At 51.9% G+C, this 23,002-nt stretch carries 16 protein-coding genes and 1 pseudogene; 16 read left to right on the forward strand and 1 reads right to left on the reverse strand.

All coding sequences use genetic code 11. From position 1 onward, the window contains the following. Positions 1-38 precede the first annotated feature (38 nt). Both AC0YNW_RS00405 and ppk1 read left to right on the forward strand, forming a co-directional pair. Positions 39-431: an FxsA family protein gene (locus tag AC0YNW_RS00405; RefSeq protein ID WP_475831242.1), complete on the forward strand. Its 393-nt coding sequence runs from the start codon at positions 39-41 to the stop codon at positions 429-431. A gap of 104 nt (positions 432-535) precedes the next feature. Further along, a pseudogene (gene ppk1 / locus AC0YNW_RS00410) lies at positions 536-2,620 on the forward strand (polyphosphate kinase 1); the annotation flags it as partial. Here ppk1 and AC0YNW_RS00415 read toward each other — a convergent pair. Then, entirely contained in the window at positions 2,617-4,155 is a 1,539-nt protein-coding gene (locus tag AC0YNW_RS00415; protein WP_475830336.1) for a Ppx/GppA phosphatase family protein, read from the reverse strand. The pseudogene ppk1 and the gene AC0YNW_RS00415 sit on opposite strands and share 4 nt — an antisense overlap. 309 nt (positions 4,156-4,464) lie before the next feature. Here AC0YNW_RS00415 and citZ point away from each other — a divergent pair, with 309 nt between their 5' ends. The 14 genes from citZ to AC0YNW_RS00485 all read left to right on the forward strand — a co-directional run bounded on the left by citZ (position 4,465) and on the right by AC0YNW_RS00485 (position 22,999). Beyond that, a complete protein-coding gene (gene citZ / locus AC0YNW_RS00420; protein ID WP_475830337.1) occupies positions 4,465-5,577 on the forward strand; it encodes a citrate synthase in 1,113 nt (370 codons plus the stop codon). Between the two features lie 243 nt (positions 5,578-5,820). Further along, positions 5,821-7,116, forward strand: a complete 1,296-nt coding sequence (icd, locus tag AC0YNW_RS00425; protein ID WP_387476268.1) for an NADP-dependent isocitrate dehydrogenase — start codon at positions 5,821-5,823, stop codon at positions 7,114-7,116. 385 nt (positions 7,117-7,501) lie between these two features. Next, the gene (gene mdh / locus AC0YNW_RS00430; RefSeq protein WP_475830338.1) at positions 7,502-8,446 is read left to right on the forward strand and encodes a malate dehydrogenase; all 945 of its coding nucleotides are present in this window, start codon (positions 7,502-7,504) and stop codon (positions 8,444-8,446) included. A 179-nt stretch (positions 8,447-8,625) separates the two neighbouring features. Beyond that, complete coding sequence (recQ, locus tag AC0YNW_RS00435; protein ID WP_475830339.1) at positions 8,626-10,785, forward strand: DNA helicase RecQ; 2,160 nt, start codon at positions 8,626-8,628, stop codon at positions 10,783-10,785. 236 nt (positions 10,786-11,021) lie between these two features. Beyond that, complete coding sequence (locus AC0YNW_RS00440; RefSeq protein ID WP_475830340.1) at positions 11,022-12,044, forward strand: LacI family DNA-binding transcriptional regulator; 1,023 nt, start codon at positions 11,022-11,024, stop codon at positions 12,042-12,044. A 344-nt stretch (positions 12,045-12,388) separates the two neighbouring features. Continuing rightward, on the forward strand, positions 12,389-14,551 hold the full coding sequence (locus tag AC0YNW_RS00445; RefSeq protein WP_475830341.1) for an ADP-ribosylglycohydrolase family protein: 2,163 nt from the start codon (positions 12,389-12,391) through the stop codon (positions 14,549-14,551). A 180-nt stretch (positions 14,552-14,731) separates the two neighbouring features. Then, positions 14,732-15,628: a helix-turn-helix transcriptional regulator gene (locus tag AC0YNW_RS00450; protein WP_475830342.1), complete on the forward strand. Its 897-nt coding sequence runs from the start codon at positions 14,732-14,734 to the stop codon at positions 15,626-15,628. A gap of 15 nt (positions 15,629-15,643) precedes the next feature. Further along, on the forward strand, positions 15,644-16,465 hold the full coding sequence (locus tag AC0YNW_RS00455) for an SDR family NAD(P)-dependent oxidoreductase (protein WP_475830343.1): 822 nt from the start codon (positions 15,644-15,646) through the stop codon (positions 16,463-16,465). Positions 16,466-16,556: 91 nt separating this feature from the next. Beyond that, complete coding sequence (locus tag AC0YNW_RS00460) at positions 16,557-17,510, forward strand: ATP-binding cassette domain-containing protein (protein ID WP_475830344.1); 954 nt, start codon at positions 16,557-16,559, stop codon at positions 17,508-17,510. Continuing rightward, on the forward strand, positions 17,507-18,343 hold the full coding sequence (locus AC0YNW_RS00465; protein WP_475830345.1) for an ABC transporter permease: 837 nt from the start codon (positions 17,507-17,509) through the stop codon (positions 18,341-18,343). The genes AC0YNW_RS00460 and AC0YNW_RS00465 overlap by 4 nt, the downstream gene beginning before the upstream one ends. Positions 18,344-18,931: 588 nt before the next feature. After that, positions 18,932-20,680 (forward strand): ABC transporter ATP-binding protein, encoded by a 1,749-nt coding sequence (locus tag AC0YNW_RS00470; RefSeq protein ID WP_475830346.1) that lies wholly within the window; start codon positions 18,932-18,934, stop codon positions 20,678-20,680. A 21-nt stretch (positions 20,681-20,701) separates the two neighbouring features. Next, positions 20,702-21,376 (forward strand): response regulator transcription factor, encoded by a 675-nt coding sequence (locus AC0YNW_RS00475; protein WP_475830347.1) that lies wholly within the window; start codon positions 20,702-20,704, stop codon positions 21,374-21,376. Next, positions 21,373-22,443, forward strand: coding sequence for a sensor histidine kinase (locus tag AC0YNW_RS00480; protein WP_475830348.1), 1,071 nt, complete (start codon positions 21,373-21,375; stop codon positions 22,441-22,443). Before AC0YNW_RS00475 ends, AC0YNW_RS00480 begins: the two co-directional genes overlap by 4 nt. A 124-nt stretch (positions 22,444-22,567) precedes the next feature. Beyond that, positions 22,568-22,999 (forward strand): hypothetical protein, encoded by a 432-nt coding sequence (locus AC0YNW_RS00485; RefSeq protein ID WP_387472840.1) that lies wholly within the window; start codon positions 22,568-22,570, stop codon positions 22,997-22,999. Positions 23,000-23,002: the final 3 nt, after the last annotated feature.

The raw sequence follows: 23,002 nt of genomic DNA on the forward strand, positions 1-23,002 counted from the left end.
ATAATCATGTGCATGCTACAAGCGAAAGGTGGAATATGATGTATAGGTGGATATTAGCAGCGATAATAATAGTGCCCATCATTGAGATTTGGGGCATTCTCCGAATGGGCGATTGGATCGGCGGCTGGAATACATTCCTGCTTATTCTCGTACTAAGCGCTGCAGGCGCATTGGTCGCTCAGTTTGAAGGCCGGAAAGTATGGGTGGAGGCGCAGAGACAAATGCAATCTGGGCAAATCCCTGGCCGGGCAATGATAGACGGGATATGTGTGCTGCTGGGCGGGCTGTTGTTACTGCTTCCAGGATTTTTCAGCGATTTGTTTGGTATCATCATGCTCCTGCCGTTCACCAGACCCCTCTTCCGCAATATGATATTGCAGTGGCTGGAGAAACGAATGCGCAATGGAGGCTTTACGATCAGGCGTTTTTAATGTTTACATGAAGTTAACAAATTGATAATGTGCCAAAAATAGTCATCTATCATAATGGTATCGATAGCATATGCTTTGGCTTGCTATAGCAAGTTACATCGAAAGCGAGGAAATGGATTACCATGACGAAGCAGTTGTCCCCATACGTCAATCGGGATTTAAGCTGGATCGAATTCAATCGGAGAGTGCTCGAAGAAGCGCAGGACACGCGTAATCCATTGCTGGAGAGAGCGAAGTTTCTGTCTATCGTGTCCAGTAATCTAGATGAATTCATGAGCGTACGAGTGGCCGGTATTCAGGATCAGATGAGAGCGGGTTTGACGAAAATGGACTTTACGGGATATACGCCTGCAGGTCTATGGAAGCGGCTAATAAAACGCGCTACCAGTATGATGTTCGAACAATACCGCACCTATCGTGAAGTGACACGCTGCCTCGCCAAAGAAGGAATATGTATTCGATCGCTGGATGAGCTGAATGCGAATCAGCAGAAATCCGTATCCGATTACTTCCATGAAATCGTATTTCCGGTCCTTACGCCGATGGCCGTAGACCAGAGCAGACCGTTTCCTCTCGTACATACGAAGGAACTGTATTTGGCGGTACTGCTGAAGCGTGAAGGGGCAGAGGAAGAAGAAGAGCCGCTATTTGCCATTGTGCAGGTGCCATCGATTTTATCGAGATTCGTAGCTGTGCCAGGAAGAGTGAATAGCAAGAAACAAGAGTTTGTGCTGCTTGAAGAGTTGATAGAGCAATTTATTCATACGTTGTTCAACGGCTACGAGCCGTTTTCTGTCCATCCGTTCCGGCTGACCCGCAACGCAGATCTGACGCTGAACGAAGAAGGGGCGGAGGATTTGCTGGAAGAGATTGAGAAGGAGCTGCGCCGGCGCAGGTGGGGTATTCCTGTCCGTCTTGAAGTGGCGAAGGGAATGCATCCGTACGCACTGCAAACACTTAGGGAGGAGCTGGAGATTGAGGATAATCTGTTCGAGATCGAAGGACCTCTTGACCTCAGCTTTCTGTTGCGGTTTGCCGGGAGCTTGGCAGGCTATGATAACTTGCGATACGAGAAGCTGGAGCCGGTCTACCCTCGTGAATTCGATGAGTCGGATGATATGTTTGACGTGATACGGCAGCGGGATGTGCTGGTCTATCATCCGTACGAGTCGTTTGAGCCGGTCAATGATTTTGTACTACAGGCTGCTTATGATCCTGATGTTCTGGCTCTCAAAATGACGCTTTATCGCGTCAGCGGACAATCGGCGCTCGTGCAGGCGCTTGCGAAGGCAGCGGAATCAGGCAAGCAGGTTACGGTCGTGGTTGAGCTGAAAGCCCGGTTTGACGAGGAGCGCAATATCGCTTGGGCAAGACAGCTGGAGAAGGCAGGCTGTCATGTCGTCTATGGTCTTGTGGGACTGAAAACCCATGCCAAAATATTACTGGTCGTCAGGCGCGAGCAAGGGACGCTTCGCCGCTATGTGCATGTAGGTACAGGGAATTACAATGACAATACAGCAACGCTGTATACGGACATCGGCTTATTTACTTCGCATCCCGTCATTGGCGGAGACGCATCGGCCCTATTTAATGAGGTTACAGGCTATTCCTCTCCTTATAACTGGAAGGCATTCGGAGTGGCGCCTACCGATCTGAGAGAGAAGCTATTCCGGCTGATCGACCGGGAGAAGGCCAATGCGCTGGCCGGACGGAAAGCGCATATTATCGCCAAGATGAATTCATTATCCAATCAAGATATAATTGATAAATTGTATGAAGCGTCACAGGCCGGTGTGAAAATCGATTTGATCGTACGAGGTGTTTGCTGTTTGAGGCCGGGTGTGGCCGGGCGCAGCGAAAATATTAAAGTGATCAGCATAGTGGACCGTTATTTGGAGCATGCCAGAGTGATGTATTTCTACAATGACGGGGAAGAGGAAGTGTATCTCTCCAGCGCAGATTGGATGACGCGAAATCTCATGAAGCGGATCGAGTTGATGTGTCCCGTATTCGATTCTGAGCTGCGCGTCATCTTGATCAATATGCTGAAGCTGAACCTGGAGGATAACGTCAAGGCCAGGGAATTAAAACCGAGCGGACTCTATGAGCCGGTTGTCAGCAAAAGCGACAAGCCATTCCGCAGCCAATTCGAAGCCAAGGTGATTCCGCTGTGGAAAGGTGAAGTCTAGCGGTGCATTCGGTAATGATCAAGTACAGGCGTGAGATGCCAGTGCTTCTTGAAATCGGAAGCCAGCTCTTCGACTTCCCGGCGCTCTACCGCCAGCGATCCGCGGGGATGAAGCGGCCGCAGAAGGAGCTGGGGCTCGGCTTGACGGATGGCGATCTGTCCGATCGCCTGTGTCTCGCTTCGATCTAACGCAGCGGCCAGCTGAAGGATTAAGCCTAATTTGCATATTTGATCGATATCCTCATCTTGGATCAGCGTGCGATAAGGCGCGGTTTGGGTTTTGATGCGTCCTTTGCTTTTGAACGATGCGATTGCCGCTGTCATAATAATCTCTCGATGTGAGAGTCCATTCAAATGGGAATGGATTATTAGATAAAAGGAATGCCTCGCATAATCGTAATAGTCGATAGACGCTCCAATTCGATGGAGCTGCGAGGCGGCATCAAGGAGCAGTCTGGAGCGAGCGTCGCCTCTTGTGGGCATACGGCGATGCAGCTCATCGTATAGCTCCAGGGATAGACGGTTCACTTGCATCACATGCTGTCTTGGCGCTTCAGTATGCAGGGCGTTCAAGTTCTGCAAACTGTAGGCTAGCGGGTCATTCAGCTTAGGCTGTGCGGGAAAGCGTGTCGCATGGAACAGACCGTCCCGAAGGCCAGCTCCGCAAATTTGATAATGAGATGCTCTCACTAATCGGAACAATATCCGTAGCACGGCAACGCCTGGCACAATGACATCTGCCCTGTCTTTGGACAAGCCGGGCAGCTTGCGTCTGCGTTCCAGCGGCTGGCTTCTCATGGTCTGGAACAGCTCATCTACGCCTGCTCCTGAGAGTTCATAATTATGCGTCTGTTCGAATGCGTAATGATGCACGGCTTGGTGCACCTTGCCCAGCGCGCGAACCGTTCCTCCGACGCCAACGAGGGGAAGTCCCGGCGCTTCATGTATCCAGTCATGCTTTATTGCGGCGTCGGTCACTATGGCTTCAATCGCCTTCAGCGACTCGTCCGACAGTTCTTCTTTGGCGTCGAAGGACTTGTTCAAGCTGACGCAGCCGAACGGAAAGGACACAGAATGGATCAGCTCCCGGTTCCGGAATAGCGACAGCTCTGTGCTTCCGCCTCCGATGTCAATCAGATAGCCGTCCGTCACGTTAAGCGAGTTAATCATGCCGAGAAAGCCGAATGAAGCTTCCATCTCGCCGGTCAGCAGCTCGATGGTCAATGAGGTATCGGTCTTGATTCGCTCAAGGACGTAGTCCCGGTTGGTCGCGTTGCGGATAGCTGCTGTCGCAACGGCTCTAATATGTCCGATGCCATGATGCGAGCAGATGCGCATGAAGTGTCGGAGCGTCTCTACAAGCTCGGACACCGCTTCTTCGGTTAATGCGCCTTCTTCATCTATTTTTCCGCTTAGTCTGGCGGATCGTTTGCTGGCATCGACGACGCGGTTGGCACCGCCTGCTGTTCTCTCGTACACGACGAGCCTGACGGAGTTGGAGCCGATGTCGATGATGCCGATACGTTGTCCAGTCATGTTAAACCTCCGTTCCGGCATGGTAGCATGCCGTCTGTATTGGGGACATTCTATCATATCGTCCCGGTTTTTTTGAAGTATATTGGTGTTTGGATTGTGGAATAATGAGCTGTCGGGAACATTTGCGCGGCACGGCCGCGCATACTCTGCGTACATAACCGATTCAAATTATCAATGATGCCGATAAAGCAATTTTATGTCCTATTTTGTTGGCTTCATTGAAAAAATCATTTATGATTAAAGATAGTGCATCAATAACGTTACCATTCCTGGAATGAGAACTATATCGAGTATAAAGGAGAGAGAACGATGACAGCAACTAAAGGTCTGGAAGGAATCGTCGCAGCAGCGTCTTCCATCAGTTCGATCATTGATGGAGTCCTCACTTATCGCGGCATCGACATTGACGATCTTGCAGAAAACGCTTCCTTTGAAGAGGTAGCTTATCTGCTCTGGTACGGCAAACTCCCGAATCGTTCCGAACTTGACGTTCTGCAAAAGCAGCTTGACGAATATTCGGAAGTGCCTAGCGCAGTAATCGATCAAATTAAACTGTATCCGAAAGATACAAACTCCATGGCGGCTCTTCGTACGGCAGTATCCAGCCTAGCGCTGTATGACGCTTCGGCGAACGACATGACTGCAGAGGCTAACCAACTGAAAGCGATTAAATTGCAGGCGCAGCTGCCTACAGTTATCGCTGCTTTCTCGCGTATTCGCGAAGGCAAGGAACCGGTTGCTCCGAAGAAAGGCGTATCCATTGCTTACAACTTCCTGTATATGCTTACTGGCAAAGAACCGGCTGAAGTGGCAGTGAAGGCTTTGGATCAAGCGCTTGTCCTGCACGCCGACCACGAGCTGAATGCTTCCACGTTCGCCGCTCGCGTAACGGTAGCGACGCTTTCCGACATTTACTCCGGTGTAACTTCCGCAATCGGCGCTCTGAAAGGCCCTCTGCATGGCGGCGCGAACGAAGCCGTTATGGTTATGCTTGAAGAAATCGGCACGTTTGCGAACGTTGAAGGCTATATCGGCAATGCTCTTGCGAACAAGCAAAAAATTATGGGCTTCGGTCACCGCGTCTACAAAAACGGCGACCCGCGCGCCAAGCATTTGCAAAAAATGTCCCGCGAGTTGGGCAAGCTGACTGGCAACATGGAGCTGTACGAAATGTCAGTTAAAATCGAAGAGCTCGTAACCGGTCAAAAAGGTCTGAAGCCGAACGTTGACTTCTACTCCGCATCGGTATACACAGCACTGGAAATTCCGCGCGACCTGTTCACGCCAATCTTTGCAATTAGCCGTGTATCCGGCTGGTGCGCACATATCCTTGAGCAATACCAAGACAACCGTCTGATTCGCCCACGTGCGGACTACGTCGGCCCTGTCAATGCAAAATACATCCCGATCGAGCAACGTTAATCGATCATAGGCTTCCGCATATAGCGAGGGCAAGCGGCAAGCTTGTTCTCCTTCCCGTGCGGGCTGGTTATCGTCGCAGAAGATCGCTATACTTAAGGTTGATACTTACGAAGTAAGTTTTGCTCCAAATCAACTAATCGTTGATTCTAATCACAAAACTTAGGTCGATGCTTACGAAGTAAGTTTTGCTCTAATCAGCTAATCGTTGATTCTAATCACAAAACTTTTTAGGAGGAATTATTCATGGCTAAGTTCGAAAAATACGCTCTTCCAACTGAAGGCGAGCAAATTTCTATTGACAATGGCGTGCTTCAAGTGCCAAACAACCCGATCATCCCGTTCATCGAGGGCGACGGTACTGGACGCGACATCTGGCGCGCTTCGAAACGCGTTCTTGACGCTGCTGTAGAAAAAGCTTACAGCGGCTCCAAAAAAATCGCTTGGTACGAAGTTTTTGCCGGCGAAAAAGCATTCAACGAATACGGCGAGTGGCTGCCAGCTGATACACTGACAGCTATCCGTGAATACATCGTAGCAATCAAAGGTCCTCTGACTACGCCTATCGGCGGTGGCATCCGTTCCCTGAACGTTGCGCTTCGTCAAGAGCTTGACCTGTACACTTGCCTGCGTCCAGTTCGTTACTTCGATGGCGTACCTTCCCCGGTTAAACGCCCTGAGCTGGTTAACATGGTTATCTTCCGCGAGAACACTGAAGATATCTACGCTGGTATCGAGTACGCTGAAGGTTCCGCAGAAGTGAAAAAAGTAATCGCGTTCCTGCAAAATGAAATGGGCGCTAACAAAATCCGTTTCCCTGAAACTTCCGGTATCGGCATCAAGCCAGTATCTGCTGAAGGTTCGAAACGTCTGGCTCGCGCTGCGATCGAATATGCGATCAAGCACGGCAGAAAATCGGTTACGCTGGTTCACAAAGGCAACATCATGAAATTTACAGAAGGCGCGTTCAAAAACTGGGGCTATGAAGTTGCTGAGCAAGAATTCGCTGAGCAAACCTTCACTTGGGGCCAATACGACCGCATCAAAGACGCTGAAGGCGTTGACGCTGCGAACAAAGCACAAGCAGAAGCTGAAGCTGCTGGCAAACTGATCGTGAAGGACGCAATTGCGGACATCGCGCTGCAACAAGTATTGACTCGTCCAACTGACTTCGACGTAATCGCTACTTTGAACCTGAACGGGGACTACCTGTCCGACGCTCTGGCTGCACAAGTAGGCGGCATCGGTATCGCACCGGGCGCGAACATCAACTACCTAACTGGACATGCTATTTTCGAAGCAACTCACGGTACTGCACCTAAATACGCGGACAAAGACGTCGTGAACCCAGGTTCCGTAATTCTGTCCGGCGTTATGATGCTTGAGCACCTGGGCTGGCAAGAAGCGGCTGACCTGATCTATAAAGGCATGGAAACTTCCATCAACAACAAAACGGTAACTTATGACTTCGCACGCCTGATGGAAGGCGCAACAGAAGTGAAATGCTCGGCATTTGCTGACGAAATCATCAAAAACATGTAGTTTAGGTTTCCTATTCGCTGGCGGCTATAAAGCCGTCCGAGGGATCGCCTGATTGAATCTACTTTAACTCTCCCTTAGGGGGAGCCACGGCGATGCGCCTCTGAATTCCCGCTCGAAGCACGAGGGAGTACAGGGGCGCATAGGCATTGTGGGGCTTAAAAGAGCGCTGCAAGCCGATAAACTTGGCTTAGAGAGCGTGCAGCGAGCAGTTGGAGTGCTGTAAGCCGATAAACTCGGCATTAGAGCGGCGCGCACCACTAAAACCTCGCTGGCGTGCAGGATGTGCGGCGGTAGGAGTATCTTTTGATGCGGATAGGTGTATAAAAGGGTATAGATGCATGATCATGTGATTACGCGATAGATGAGAATAGGGAGGTCATTGGTAATGGCTATTCAACGTAAGAAAATTACGGTTGTAGGTGCAGGTTTCACGGGTGCGACGACAGCGCTTATGCTGGCGCAGAAGGAACTTGGCGATATCGTATTGGTCGATATTGCGCCTCTGGAGAACCCTACGAAGGGCAAAGCGCTCGATATGCTGGAGGCCACTCCGGTTATCGGTGTTGATGCGAACATTATCGGTACATCGAACTACGAGGATACAAAGGATTCTGATGTTGTCATTATTACGGCTGGCATTGCGCGCAAGCCCGGCATGAGCCGTGATGATCTCGTGAATACCAACGCCGGCATCGTGAAATCCGTCTGCGAAAGCGTAAAAGCGACAAGCCCTAACGCTTACGTAATCATCCTGAGCAATCCGGTAGACGCAATGACTTACGTCGCCTATCAGTCGCTTGGCTTCCCTAAAAATCGCGTTATCGGCCAGTCCGGCGTTCTGGATACAGCCCGTTATTGCACCTTCATCGCGCAAGAGCTGAACGTGTCGGTGGAAGATGTTCGCGGGTTTGTGCTTGGCGGGCATGGCGATGACATGGTGCCGCTTGTACGTTACTCCAACGTCGCAGGCATCCCGATCGAGAAGCTGATTCCGGCGGACCGCATCGAAGCCATCGTTAAGCGTGCGCGAGTTGGCGGCGGCGAGATTGTCAATCTGCTCGGCAACGGCAGCGCTTATTACGCACCGGCTGCTTCTCTCGTACAAATGACGGAAGCTGTGCTGAAAGACAAAAAACGCATTATTCCGGTTATCGCGTACCTCGAGGGCGAATACGGATACGAGAATTTGTTCATGGGCGTGCCTGCTGTAATCGGCGGTGACGGCATCGAGAAGGTAATCGAGCTTGAGCTGACGGCTGAAGAGCAAACGGCGCTGGATCAGTCCGCACAATCCGTACGCAACGTGATTCAAATTGTAACAGCCGGTTAATCCGAACAAAAAACGGGATAAACAGAAATATACAGCCGTTTTGCCGTACGCAGTAATGGACAATAACAGCGGCTCGTTCGTCTCATCCCTATATAGCTTTAACTTAAAGTACGGGAGGACCCTGACAGAACGCTGCCAGGGTTCTTTCCGTTTTGGAAGAGAGGAGGCTGCGGTAAGAGATGGAGAAAGCATTACACTTGCTTAAGGAAATATACGGATACGACTCGTTTCGAAAAGGTCAAGAAGACATTATTGCGGGCATAGTGGATGGTCACGATACGCTGGCCATCTTGCCGACGGGCGGCGGGAAATCGATTTGTTATCAAATTCCGGCCCTGCTGCTGCCGGGTACAACTTTGGTAATATCGCCGTTAATCTCGCTGATGAAGGATCAGGTCGACAGCCTGCACCGCGTAGGTGTAGCAGCAGCGTTCCTGAATAGCTCGCTTGGTGCGGCGGAGTACCGGGAAGTGCTCCGTAAGGCGATGCAAGGGGAATACAAGCTGTTGTATGTAGCACCGGAGAGGCTGGACGCCCCAATGTTCCAGACGCTGTCGGAGCAGCTGCACATTCCGCTCATCGCGATTGACGAGGCGCATTGCGTCTCCCAGTGGGGACATGACTTCCGTCCAAGCTATCGCCAGCTTGCCGGATGGATCGGCCGAATGCCGAATCGTCCGCTTGTGGCCGCTTTTACGGCCACGGCTACAGAAGAGGTAGCCGATGATATTGCTCATATGCTCAGGTTGAATGATCCGCGCCGGTATGTGACGGGTTTTGCCCGTCCCAATCTGTCCTTGTCCGTCGTGAGTGGGGTGGATAAGAAGCGGTTCCTGAAAGATTTTTTAAAGCAACGAGAGGATCAATCCGGAATTATCTATACGGCTACGAGAAAAGAAGCGGATGAAGTCGGCGGTATCGTTCGGCAATTTGGGCTGGAATCAGGCATTTATCATGGCGGATTGTCAGATACCGAGCGGGCGGCGACGCAAGAGAACTTTCGGTTCGACCAGGTCCGCGTCATGGTGGCGACTAACGCGTTCGGCATGGGCATCGACAAGCCCAACGTCCGATACGTCCTGCATTGGCAGATGCCAGGCGACCTGGAGTCATATTATCAAGAAGCGGGCAGAGCCGGCAGGGATGGGGAAGAGAGCGATTGTATCCTGCTCTTCGAACCGGCCGATATGCAGGTTCAGCGTTTCCTGATTGAGCAGGGAACAGGGGATACGGAGCGGAAGTCCGTTCAGATGTCCAAGCTTCATTTGATGATGAATTACAGCCGGACGCAGCGCTGCCTGCAGCAGTTTATTGTAGACTACTTCGGAGAGAGTGACGTCCCCCAATGCGGAAAATGCAGCAGCTGCCTGGACAAGAGCGAAGCGGTCGATCGTACGGAAGATGCAAAGATGGCGCTCTCTTGCGTAGGCAGAATGAAGGGACGCTTCGGCGTGATGATGGCGGCAAAAGTGCTGAAGGGCTCCCGCGACAAGCGGCTGCTGGAATTTGGCCTGGACCGGCTAACGACGTACGGACTCATGCGTCACTTGCCGGAGAAGGAAGTTGCGGATTGGCTGTATTGGCTTGTTGCGGAAGGGTACATGAGGCTTAGCGAAGGCCAATATCCGACGGTCTCGCTAACGGCGAATGCGCTGCCTGTTCTGGAAGGCAAGGAGAGGATATCGCAGCGGGTGCGGGCGTCCGTAAGACAGGCGGCATCGGCATCATCCGTTTCGTCCCCATTATTCGATGCGCTTAAAGCGTGGCGCAGAGACGCGGCGGCGAAGGAAGGCGTGCCTCCATTTATGATTTTCTTCGATGCTACCCTTCGAGATATTGCGAATGCTCACCCGGCATCCATTGACGAGCTGCTTGACGTGAAAGGGATCGGGGCGGCTAAGGGAAGCAAATACGGGGAAGATATTATCGGTATTGTTGCCGGCTTCCAGCAATCATCCGGTGGTTCCGCAGCAGGGAGCTATTCCCGGTCTAGCAAGCAAGCATCGGCTGCCAGAAAATCGGATCAAGGAGAGCAGCCCAGCCATCTGCATTCGCTGGAGCTATTCAACTCTGGCATGTCGACAGCCGAGATTGCAAAGGAACGAGGATTCAGTCAAGTGACGGTGGAGGGCCATATCATTCGCGGTGCAGGCGAAGGCTATGAGGTGGACTGGGACCGAATTATTCCACCCCACCAAGAAGAGAATATATTAAAAGCAATAGAGCTTGTCGGCACAGAGCGGCTGAAGCCGATTAAGGATGAGCTTCCTTCAGACGTAGCTTATTTCGCAATACACGGCGTGCTTTGCAAGCACGGTATACCTAGCGGCGCGAAGTGATTCAAGTGATTTGAAGCTTCATCAAGTGAGAGACGGGGAGAAAAAGCCCCGTCTTTTGTTTGCCGGATGGCCGATTTAATGAAGTTGCCGCATTGAGGTTGGGCCAGTCTTTTTCAATTTCCGATAACCCATCCTAGCGATCAGTTGTCGGGTATCGCTTTTCATGACATAATGAAATCGAACCGGTACCATGAGAATCGGAATAGAACAAGTACGAAACTTAGGAGCAGATTGGGATGTCCAAATCAGATTCGGTTACGATTGCCGATGTAGCTAAGCGGGCAGGCGTAGCGAAATCAACGGTGTCACGGATCATTAACGATGTACCCGGCGTCAAGCCGGTAACGCGCAGCAAAGTGCTTCAAGCGATTGAAGAGCTAGGCTTCCGGCCTAATATGCTGGCAAGAAGTCTAAAGACGAATATGAAGCAGCAGATTGCGCTTGCTATAGACGATATTCGCAATCCTTATTACCCGGAGCTGGCTTGGGCGGTAGAGCAGGTGGCGAAGGAGAACGGCTTCCGCCTTGTGCTGATCAACCATTATGGCAATCCGTCGGAAGAGCTCTCGATTATGGGCAAAGTCAATGAAATGCATATCGACGGAATCATTATGTCGACAATTAGCTTCCCGGCTGCACTAAAGAAGTATATCAATCATTCCACAGTACCCGTATGCCTCATCGGCAACCTGGGTGACGATGTAAATGCGGATATGGTGCATCTCTCCAAGCCGGAAGGAACGCTTGCGATGGAGCATCTGATTCGAATCGGCTGTATCAATATTGCGTACGCCGGTGGTCCCAAGGAGGTGCATCAGGGGACGAGGTACGCCGCTTATGAAGGGGCGCTTAGCGCCAATTTCATGAAGTTTAAGCCCGATAATGTCTACATTGGCTCCGAATTCTCCTTGCAGACAGGCATACAAGCGGCGGACTACTTAACCCATCTTCCAGAGCTGCCAGACGGCGTATATGCTGCCAACGATATGATCGCCATTGGACTCATCCAGCGGCTTCTGGAGATCGGCGTTCGAGTTCCGGAGGACATTACGGTAGTAGGGGTAGACGATATTAGCTGGTCAACGATTACCAAGCCGCGAGTGACTACTGTCTCCAACCTGACGGCAGAGACGGGGCGAATTGCCGCAGAGCTGCTGATAAAACGGATCAAAGAGGGACAGTCTACGCCGCTGCGTAAAGTGCAGCTGGAGCCTCGGCTGATCGTGCGGGAATCTACAGTAAAGGTAACGGAGTCCTGATAGAATGACATCAAAGCTGTACATTCGGTCTCTTGACAATTCAAGAAGACCGTGTGATACTAATTTTCGAACCGGTTCGAAAAGTTTCATTAAAATAATTCGTTAGATTGATAGCAACATGACTTGAATGCTTAGGCAACCTGCAAAACCCATTAATAAATGGCGCACGGATGCGATTTTTCCGATCATTTACGACGACCCGGGTGTTTTGTTTCATTCACTGAGGATGATGGACGAGAAGTAAACCCAGTCTTGATAACAAGACATGAGCTTGTTCATCCTATAATTCTGAAATCAAAAGTTGACCCATACCAAATTCATATAAAAGGACAGGAGACAGTGACATGGGAAAATCGACAGTACCTCCCGTAAGCTCTAAAGGATTGCAACCCGATTACATCGAACGTACCTATGCGGGATGGCTCGGCAAGATGGTGGGTGTCCGGCATGGCGCAAATGTAGAGAATTGGAGCTATGAAAGGCTGCAGCGCGTTTTTGGGGAAATCACAAGCTACCCGCATCATTTCCGCAACTTTGCAGCCGATGATGACACAAATGGGCCTATGTTTTTCCTTCGGGCTCTTGAGGATTATACACATACACGGGAGATCACGCCGGAGCAGATCGGACTTACTTGGCTGAACTATGCGCCAGACCAGCATGGCTTCTACTGGTGGGGCGGCTACGGAGTGTCGACGGAGCATACTGCTTATCTGAATTTGAAGAATGGCATCATGGCGCCTAGATCGGGATCAATTGAGCAAAATGGCGCAGTGGTTGCAGAACAAATTGGCGGTCAGATCTTCATCGACGTTTGGGGAATGATTGCTCCAGGCAATCCAGAGCTAGCCGCTGAATACGCGGAGAAGGCAGCCAGTGTATCGCATGATGGCGAAGGCATATATGGAGGTCGTTTTATCGCTGCCGCAATCTCGGCCGCATATACGGCTGGCAGTATAGAGGAGGTAATCGATGCAGGATTGAATGTTATTCCAAAGAGTAGCGATTATCGGAAAATGGCGGATGCTATTATAGCCTTCCACCTGGAGCATCCGGACAATTGGCGCGATTGCTTTATGTATGTCAGAGACCACTTTGGGTATGACAAGTACCCGGGCAACTGCCATATCATTCCGAACTCGGGTGTTATCCTATTATCGATGTTATATGGCGCAGGCGATTTCTCGCGTACGATCAATATTTGCAACATGTGTGGCTGGGATACCGACTGTAATGTAGGCAATGTTGGTGCTATTCTAGGTGTATACGTAGGCTTGGACGGCATTGGGGACGGGTGGAGAGCTCCAATCAACGATTTTATGTGCAGCTCCAGCGTGATGGGATCGCTTAATATTACGGATTTGCCATCATGTGCAGCTTATATATCCCGGTTCGGCTATCTCATAGCTGGCGAGGCAATGCCGCAGGAATGGGCAGCGATCTTGCTGGGCCAAGGACCGAAATTCCATTTCGAATACCCTGGCTCTACGCATGCGATGAGGACGGATACGAGCGACGAAGCTCATGTGAGGGCTTTGCTTGAAAATACGACAGAGTACGCTTATTCAGGCTCTCGTTCATTAAAAGTTGTGTTCGACAAGGTGCAAGGCGGAGAAGCCTACCGGCTTTATCATCAGACGTATTACCGTCCAGCAGACTTCGATGACAGCCGCTATGACCCTAGCTTCTCGCCGATTCTGTACCCGGGACAATCTATCTCGGCGCAGCTGATGCTGCCGCAGGACTCGCCAGTACCGGTCAAAGCGGTGATGTATGTGAAGGATGGCAATCGCAATGAAAGATATTATGGGGAGCCGATTCAGCTTATCCCTGGGCAATGGCAAGAGGCTGCCTTTGATATCCCTTATTTGTCCGGTGCTTGTCTGGAGGAAGCCGGCGTCGAGCTTATCCCGCTTGATGGACGGTCGATGGATTTAATTGTCTATGTGGATGAATTCAGCTTCTCTGGTCAGCCACATTATGAGATTGACTTCAAACAAGAGCGTCTTGAAGTCTGGAACAACCTGCATGTCGAAGTCAGCCAATTCTCATATTTGAGAGGCATATGGACGCTGGAGGATGGCGAGTTGAGCGGCAGCTATGCGGGTGAACCGGCAGAATGCTATACCGGAGATCCTGCTTGGACCGATTATCGACTGGAGGCCGAGCTTATTCCGAAGCTGGGTGAGGGCCATTATATGTTGACTCGCGTACAAGGGGGCATTCGGAGCTATGCTGTGGGCCTGGCGCTAGGCGGCAAGCTTGCGCTTCTCAAAAACAACAACGGCTATGAGGTCTTAAAGGAAGTTGATTTTCCTTGGGAGGCAGGACAAGCCTATACCATCGCTGTTACGGCAAAGGGTGCTAAGTTCACGGTAGAATGGAATGGTGAGACGTTATTGTCTTACGAGGATAACGACCAGCCTTATCTGAATGGCGGCGTCGGCTTTGCGACAATGCATGGAAGCCATACGCACTTCACGCGGTTTGCAGTGAAAGGCATTTAATTCATACATGAAGCGGGATCTGGCCACAATGCCTGATGCCGCTTTTCTTTTTTTATCAGATATAAATGCTGAAAAGAGTTAACTATCGTCTTTAAACACTGACATACAAGATGTCATATTTTCTGCGTTATGATCCTTGTAGCGGATCGGAGTTAGTATCCCGGAAGAGAGGGGAACGGTGTGAAGCTGGAACGTTTGCTTGGTATTACGATAGAGCTGATGACGAAAAAACGGGTTACAGCGGCAGAGCTGGCCGCCCGCTTCGAAGTGTCCATCCGTACGATCTACCGTGACTTGGATTTGATTAACGAGGCCGGAATACCCGTTGTGTCCTTCTCCGGCGTGGTCGGGGGCTTCGAGCTGATGGACGGCTATTACTTGTCGAAGCAGCATTTTTCCATCGATGACTTGTCCGTCATTTTTCATCTGCTAAAAGGGATGGAAGAAGCGGTCGGGAACAAAATCACGTCGATCGTTCATAAGCTGGGCAGCTTGCAGCCCGCCCTGCTGAACGGAGGCAGTCCGAACCCCATTATTATCGACGCAAGCGCTTCGGTATTGGAGAAGGATGCGATCAAGCCTCTGTATGAAGCGATCGGACTGCAACGAGTCGTTACGTTCTCGTACAGGGACTCGGCGGGGAACGAATCGGAGAGAAGCGTGGAGCCCGTCCGGTTGTATTGGGACCGGGGCTGGTGGTATGTGGAGGGACACTGCCTGTTGAAGCAGGCTCAGCGTTGCTTCAAGGTATCCCGTATGTCTCAGCTTCAGGTGACGGAGGGACCATTCCGCCCAAGGCTCGAGATGTCTGCATCGATGGGGGAGGAGAATGTGCAGGCCATTGAGGTTCATCTTCGTTTTGAGGCCACTAATCAGCCGCGTATTTTCGAGCAGTTTCAAGGCCAGTGCGCACACCGGGGCACGCATATCGATGTGCATACGCTGTTTTTTTCGCCAGCTTATGCCTTATCCGTAATCCTCAGCTTCGGTCCGATTGTCGAGATTGTATCTCCAGAAGACCTAAGGCAGCAATTGTTGAACCAGCTTGATGCTATTCGTACAAGATATGAAAACTAAAGGAGGCCGTAACAGATGACGATTCTGGTAACTGGCGCAACAGGAACGATTGGAAGACATGTGGTGGAGCAGCTAGTGAATAAAGGGGTGCGGGTAAAGGCTGTTACTCGTAATCCGGAGACGGCGCAATTGCCCGAAGGGGCAGAGGCGGTAGCGGGCGATTTGACAAAGGCGGATACGCTGCGGGAGGCGCTGACGGGCGTTACCGGCATTCATTTGATCGCTTCCAGCTATGATTCGTATCTGCCGTGGAATACCGATCCAGCCCTAATCCGGCTTGCAGAGGAAGCGGGCGTGCAGCGGGTATCCCTGCTGATGTCATATGAAGAAGGGCCGCTTGAAGAGGCGCTTAAAGCAAGCTTGCTGGAATGGACGATGCTTATGCCTGTGGAATTCATGTCCAATGCGCTAATCGATTGGCAGCCGTCAATTCAAGCGGAGGGGGTTGTCCGGGAGCCGTTCGGCTCTGTGCGCAGCGCCCGAATTCACGAAGGAGATATCGCGGCCGTATCCGTCGCGGCGCTTGTTAATGGCGGGCATCATGGCCAAAGCTATTACTTGACAGGGCCGGAGGCGTTGTCAAGGATTGAGGCGGTCAAGGTGATCGCGGATGCGACAGGCAAGGACATTCGCTTCGAGGAGCTGTCGGAGGAGGAAGCCAGACAAAGATGGAGCGAGCAGGGCTATGACGAGGAATCCATCGCATTTTTTGTCCAGATGGGCAAAAATCCGCCTGAAATCGGGTTCACGGTGCTGCCGACGGTGGAGCAGGTGACCGGCAAGCCGGCGAGAACGCTCACCGAGTGGGTGCTCGAGCATAAGGATCAATTTATTTAAAGCGTTATGGGGCAGATAGGTCCTGTATGGTATACGGCCGGATATCCGGTACATCCAAGTATTTGCTTTTTCGTATGAAAGGAGTAAGGCGATGTCACTTGCCATTGAAGTTAATCAGCTTCGAAAGTCATACCGCAACAGGGAAGTTGTGAAAGGAATTGATCTTAAGATTCGCCAAGGAGAGCTGTTCGCCCTGCTAGGCCCGAATGGCGCGGGCAAAACAACGGTTGTCGAAATGTTGTCCACGCTGATCTTGCCGGATGGCGGTACGGCGCGGATCGGGGGGCTCGATGTCGTGAAGGAGGCGGCAGCTGTCCGGGGCAAAATCAGTCTGACAGGGCAGTTCGCTGCGCTGGATGAAGGGATGTCCGGCTTTGAGAACTTGGCGATGTTCGCCAAGCTCTACGGCTACTCTTGGAAGGAAGCGCGGCAATTAGCCAATGAGCTATTGCCCGCCTTCGGACTTGAGGAGGCGAAGCACCGCCTTGTAGAGCAATACTCGGGTGGCATGAGAAGGCGTCTGGACATCGCGGCAAGCGTATTGGCCCAGCCGGAGGTTATCTTCCTGGATGAGCCGACGACGGGACTGGACCCTCAGAGCCGTTTGCAAGTATGGGAGGTCGTGCGCTCCTTGTTGAAGCAGGGTACGACGGTATTGCTGACAACCCAATATCTGGAGGAGGCTGACCGGCTGGCAGACCGGGTCGCTGTGCTGAATGAGGGGTGCATCATAGCTGAAGGAACGCCAAGGGAGCTGAAAGCTGCCGTCGGGGGGAAGACGCTGACGATTCACTTGAAGGAGCAGGTCGTGCTTGAACCTTATATCCGGCTGCTGGCTGACGATCACGGACTGCATATCACGCAGGATGAGGAAGATCTGCTAATGATCAGGGTTCCTTCGCCGGATGAGCGGCTGGCTAGTCGGGCCATTCAGACGCTTATGGATCATCACTGTCCAGTAGTGGAATTCGCTCTCTCCGAGCCAAGCCTTGATGAGGTATTCCTCTCGCTAACTGATGCGCGCAACAAGGAGGCGGTAACATGAACAAAACCCACTCTGTGGACTCATCGGGCCAGCCGATCTGGCTCATCCGTCGTGCTGTTCCGCGGAGGCCGGGGCGTGCTGCCGCAACAGGCGTATTTATGAGAAGAACCTTCCTTGGCGTTAAAAACAACCCGTTTGGCTTTATCGTGGATTGTCTGGCATCGCCCGTTCTGATGCTGCTTATCTTCACGTATTTGTTCGGCGGCGCCATTGCGGGATCTACCTCCGAATACATTCAGTTCCTGCTCCCCGGCGCTTTGGTTCTCATTGTGGGTCCTATGACCGTCTATAGCGGGACCACGTTATGCCAGGATATTGCGAAGGGTGTGCATAACCGGTTCCGGACGATGTCCGTCTGGCCGCCGGCGAGCGTGCTGGGGCCGATCATCACCGATTCCTTGCGATATGTGGTCGCATCGATAGTCACGATCGGCATCGGTCTTCTGCTCGGTTTTCGCCCAGAAGGAGGAGCGGGAGGCGTATTGATGGCTCTTGGTTATGCCGTTTTCTTTGCCTTCAGCATTAGCTGGATATTTGCCATGATGGGCATTGTGGTGAAGAAGCCAGAGACGGTCTCCGGCACAAGCATGGTCATGATTTATCCGCTGCTCTTTGCAAGCAGCATCTTTGTCGACTCGGCTACGATGCCTGGCTGGCTGGGAAGCATCGTTGATTATAACCCGATCAGCCTTGCGGCATCTGCTCTCAGAGGGCTTATGCATGGAACGGCTACTGCAGCTGACCTTGCATGGGGCATCGGCATTGGAGCTCTGTTCATCGTAGTTTTCGCACCGCTCACGTTCTACTTTTTCCGAAAGCATAACACACGCTAAGCGGACAAAGGACGGATGAACCTACGAGCTTCTTTCCGCGCTCTAAGCCGAGAAACTCGGCCTGCAGCCGCGCCGCGAGCCCGCTCCCGCGCTCTAAGCCGAGAAACTCGGCTTGCAGTCGCTCCGCGAGCCCGCGCCCGCGCTCTAAGCCGAGAAACTCGGCTTGCAGTCGCTCCGCGAGCCCGCGCCCGCGCTCTAAGCCGAGAAACTCGGCTTAGAGAATCGTTCGGACAGACAATGAAAGTCACAGCATTCTGTCTTCTCTCCTTTTATACAGAATCAGCATCATACGCTCATACTTTTGAATGACAAAAGAAGTCTCCTTTGAAATGGTTGCTCGACCCTTCCATTTTACAAAGGTCGGGCTTCTTTTTTTGAAGGAGAAGCGATTTCGTTCGCTTTTGTATCGATTGGAAGAATTGTTCTTGTGCAGTTGGTATGAACAGCCGTGCGCAGGTATTTATAAGCTCCGTCCTGTAGTCATCTAAGTTTTTGGGGACGGCTCAGTTTTGTATCCTTGTTTACATTCCGTTTAAACAGGGAAGGTACAGTAAGGATATAGAACAGATACAGATAGGAAGTGGAGAGATGGAACAAGGGAAAAAGAAAGGTGCGGTCAAGCGGTTTGCGCGGCTCATTATGGAGACGAATCCTCCTAAGCTGCTGCTGGGGCTGGCTGTGCTGTTAAGTGTGGTCACGACGCTGGTCGGGCTTACGATTCCGTTATTTACAAAAGAACTGGTGAACGGCTTTTCATTCGGATCACTTGGTTCCGGGCAGATTATCGGTATTGCAGCGGCATTCATCGCGCAGGTTGTAGCGGGAGGGCTGTCGGTCTATTGGCTCCATTACAGCGGCAACAAGATCGTATCCTCCATTCGAGAACGGCTATGGAGCAAGCTGCTGCGCCTGCCTGTGCCGTATTACGACAACAAGTCATCGGGGGAGACGATTAGCAGACTCACGAATGATACGGCTATTCTGAAAAGCTTAATTACCGAGCATATTACAGGCTTCTTCACCGGCATCTTGTCTGTAATCGGGGCGCTGGCCATTTTGTTCTACATGAACTGGCAAATGACGCTCGTGATGCTGGTCGTCTTCCCGGTAGCGGCGCTTATTATGGTTCCGATTGGATCTCGCATGTACAAGATTTCCAAGGAAACGCAGGAGGAAAACGCGAAGTTTACATCAGTTATCAATCGGGTCATCTCGGAGATCAGGCTGGTGAAGGCATCCGGCTCAGAGCCGATGGAGTATGAGCAAGGCCGTAAAGGCATTATGAATCTATTCCGCTTCGGTCTAAAGGAAGCCAAGATGCAGGCATTGATTGCGCCAGTCATTTCCTTTATTATATTGCTGCTGCTGGTTGGCTTGATCGGCTTCGGCGGCGTGCAGGTATCGTCGGGGGCGATGACAGCCGGCGAGCTGGTCGCCTTCATCATGTATTTGTTCCAGATCATGCTGCCGATTACGCAAATTTCACAGTTTTTCACGCAGTTTCAGAAGGCGATGGGCGCAACCGACAGCATTATCGCCATTATGGGCGCGGAGGAAGAGAATCAGAATAGCGGCAGCGATACTGAGCATATTCGCAAGACCATAACACTGGATCGGGTCTCATTCGCTTATAAGCCGGAGGAGCCGATTCTGCAAGATGTTAGTATGAAGATTGAAGCGGGCAAGGTTACCGCGATCGTAGGACCTAGCGGCAGCGGCAAGACGACGATGTTCTCCCTGCTGGAGCGTTTCTACTCGCCCACCTCAGGAAGCATCCGCATCGGCAGTCAAGAGCTGTCGGACGTGAAGCTGCGTTCCTGGCGGTCCAAGATCGGCTACGTCTCCCAAGAGAGTCCAATTATAGCCGGGTCGATTCGCGATAATTTGAGCTACGGGCTGGACCGGGCGGTCAGCGACGAAGAGATGGAGAATGCCGCCCGCATGGCATATGCCGACGGATTCATCCGCGAGCTGCCGGACGGTTATGATACGGAAGTGGGCGAGCGTGGCATCAAGCTGTCTGGGGGACAGCGCCAACGTATCGCCATCGCAAGAGCGCTGCTTCGCGACCCGGAGCTGCTTATGCTGGATGAAGCGACCTCCAATCTGGACAGCAAGTCGGAGGAGGTCGTGCAGGACGCGCTCAAAAACTTGATGGCCGGCCGTACGACGCTCGTCATCGCACATCGCTTATCTACGGTGGTGGATGCGGATACGATCATATTTTTGGAAAAGGGACAGATAACCGGCAAAGGAACGCATGAGCAATTGTACCGCTCGCATACCTTGTACCGGGAATTTGCGGATGGACAATTGAAGATGAATAAAACAGCCTGACAAAGCGAGGAGGGATAGCATATGGGTTATGTGCTTATTGTAGACGATGATCCCCATATCCGGGAGCTTGTGAGCGTCATATTGGCAAAGGAAGGCTATCAGGTGCAGCAGGCGTCCGATGGCATGGAAGCGATGGACATTATGGATGCGTCACCGGCAGACATGGTTATTTTGGATATTATGATGCCGAATATGGATGGCTGGGAGCTGTGCCGCAATCTGCGCGAGCACTATGATATCCCTATATTGATGATCACGGCCAAAGGCGAACTGCGGGATAAAGTGAAGGGCTTCCACATCGGGACAGACGACTATATTGTCAAGCCGTTTGATCCGCAGGAGCTGGTCGTCCGCGTGCGGGCACTCATGAAGCGGTACCGCATTGCAACCTCCCAGCAAGTGTCGGCAGGCGGGCTGACGATGGACCGGTCTACGTACCAGATGAGCGTGAATGGCGAAGCCGTGACGCTGCCGCCGAAGGAATTTGAGCTGCTCTTCGTGCTGATAGGCAACAAGGGGCGTACGCTCTCGCGGGGCTCGTTGATTGAGTCCATTTGGGGATATGACTTCGACGGCAACGAGCGAACGCTCGATGTCCATGTGAACCGGCTGCGCGAGCGGTTTGCGGGCTGGGGCGTCACAGCCAAGATCACAACAGTTCGGGGACTCGGCTACCGGATGGAGGCTGCGGAATGAACCGGAAAATCTCCAAAACCGAGATGGCGGTGAAAGGCTCAGGCGCACTCGCACTAATGTTTCTGCTATGCTGCGTTGCGTTTACGGCGGCGTATTTCCTCACCAGATGGTTTTATGAGACGCATCCGGTTTCCTGGAACGATTTTATCGTCCAACTGGTGAACTGGGGGCTGGGCCTGTTCATCCTGATCCTATTGGGATTTGTGGTCAGCATCGTGACGCGTCCAAAGCAGGTTGTCGTCTGGAATGAGATGATGGCAGCTCTTCGCCGTATTGCCAAAGGCGACTTCAATGTCGTTATTGATCAAGAAGGGAAGTATCGCGGCCAAATCGGCGAATTCGTCGACTCCATCAATGAGATGACGCAGGAGCTGCGGCAGGTGGAGAGGCTGCGACAGCAGTTCATCTCGGATGTGTCGCATGAAATTCAGTCGCCGCTCACCTCGATTCGCGGATTTGCCAATACGCTGCAGCGCGAGGATCTCTCCCGCGAGGAGCAAAGGCGCTACCTCTCTATCATCGAAAAGGAGACGGTCCGGCTATCCCGGCTGAGCGATAATTTAATGAAGCTGACGTCACTGGAATCCGATCACGTGGAGTGGGAGAAGCAGCGTTACCGGCTGGATACGCAGCTTGAGCATGTTGTCCTCTCTTGCGAGCCGCAATGGCTGGACAAGGAGCTGGATATTGAGCTGGATACAGAGCCCTGCCCTATTCGCGCCAATGAGGAGCTTCTTAGTCAAATATGGCTGAATCTGCTGCATAACGCGATCAAATTTACACCACATGGCGGCAGCATCCGAATCTCGCTGAAGAAGGTGGAGGATGCGGCGCGAGTAGAGGTGTCCGACACGGGCATCGGTATCTCGCAAGAGGATCAGCAGCGGATCTTCGAGCGCTTCTACAAGGGCGACAAGCAGCGGACCAGAACCGCAGAGGGCAACGGTCTGGGCCTGTCGATCGTCCATAAGATTACGGAGCTTCACGGAGGCACAGTCAAAGTCAAGAGCTCACCGGGCGAAGGAACCGTATTCGAGGTTGTATTGCCCCTCAATGAATCGCTATGATGAGAGAGAAGACTGCCAGGCGAATAGGCTCGCTGTGGCAGTTTTTGCTTTTTGTTCATTTGAAAATTGTCCGGTTTCTGATAAACTACTTATTATAGGTAAAACAAAACAGGAGGAATTGAGAATGTCTGGAGCAATGATGTTACTGCACGTTCTGGGCGCTGTCGGTATGGGATTCTATATCGTGCTGCCTATTATGCTGGGAGGAGCTTCGAAGCTTGCGGGAACGGGACAAGGCGGCCTTGCCTCCGGCTTGCTTTCGGCGAACCGTATCGCCCAATATTTTCTGGTGCTGCAATTATTGACGGGCGGCTACTTAATGTCGCAAGGCGACTATGCCGTTATCTGGATGATAATTGTTACCGTTTTATTTTTGGCTATCGCCGCAATCGGCGGGATTATCTCCAAGCCGCTTAAGCTGGTTGTAAGCCAGATTCAAGCCGGTCAAAGCGCTTCTGCACCAATCAACAAAGCAAAAGTGATGAGCCTTATTATCCTGGTGCTGTACGTTGCCATGATCTATTTCATGGTGGAGCCTATTTACAAACCACTCTAGGGA

The organism is Paenibacillus sp. J31R120, from assembly GCF_056269225.1.

Bases quoted from the DNA above. Each gene is read 5' to 3' on its own strand.
- AC0YNW_RS00470 (WP_475830346.1), top strand. From the start codon at position 18,932: ATGGAACAAGGGAAAAAGAAAGGTGCGGTCAAGCGGTTTGCGCGGCTC.
- AC0YNW_RS00445 (WP_475830341.1), top strand. From the start codon at position 12,389: ATGGGAAAATCGACAGTACCTCCCGTAAGCTCTAAAGGATTGCAACCC.
- AC0YNW_RS00405 (WP_475831242.1), top strand. From the start codon at position 39: ATGTATAGGTGGATATTAGCAGCGATAATAATAGTGCCCATCATTGAG.
- icd (WP_387476268.1), top strand. From the start codon at position 5,821: ATGGCTAAGTTCGAAAAATACGCTCTTCCAACTGAAGGCGAGCAAATT.
- AC0YNW_RS00465 (WP_475830345.1), top strand. From the start codon at position 17,507: ATGAACAAAACCCACTCTGTGGACTCATCGGGCCAGCCGATCTGGCTC.
- AC0YNW_RS00460 (WP_475830344.1), top strand. From the start codon at position 16,557: ATGTCACTTGCCATTGAAGTTAATCAGCTTCGAAAGTCATACCGCAAC.
- AC0YNW_RS00455 (WP_475830343.1), top strand. From the start codon at position 15,644: ATGACGATTCTGGTAACTGGCGCAACAGGAACGATTGGAAGACATGTG.
- AC0YNW_RS00485 (WP_387472840.1), top strand. From the start codon at position 22,568: ATGTCTGGAGCAATGATGTTACTGCACGTTCTGGGCGCTGTCGGTATG.
- recQ (WP_475830339.1), top strand. From the start codon at position 8,626: ATGGAGAAAGCATTACACTTGCTTAAGGAAATATACGGATACGACTCG.
- AC0YNW_RS00440 (WP_475830340.1), top strand. From the start codon at position 11,022: ATGTCCAAATCAGATTCGGTTACGATTGCCGATGTAGCTAAGCGGGCA.
- mdh (WP_475830338.1), top strand. From the start codon at position 7,502: ATGGCTATTCAACGTAAGAAAATTACGGTTGTAGGTGCAGGTTTCACG.
- AC0YNW_RS00475 (WP_475830347.1), top strand. From the start codon at position 20,702: ATGGGTTATGTGCTTATTGTAGACGATGATCCCCATATCCGGGAGCTT.
- citZ (WP_475830337.1), top strand. From the start codon at position 4,465: ATGACAGCAACTAAAGGTCTGGAAGGAATCGTCGCAGCAGCGTCTTCC.
- AC0YNW_RS00415 (WP_475830336.1), bottom strand. From the start codon at position 4,155: ATGACTGGACAACGTATCGGCATCATCGACATCGGCTCCAACTCCGTC.
- AC0YNW_RS00480 (WP_475830348.1), top strand. From the start codon at position 21,373: ATGAACCGGAAAATCTCCAAAACCGAGATGGCGGTGAAAGGCTCAGGC.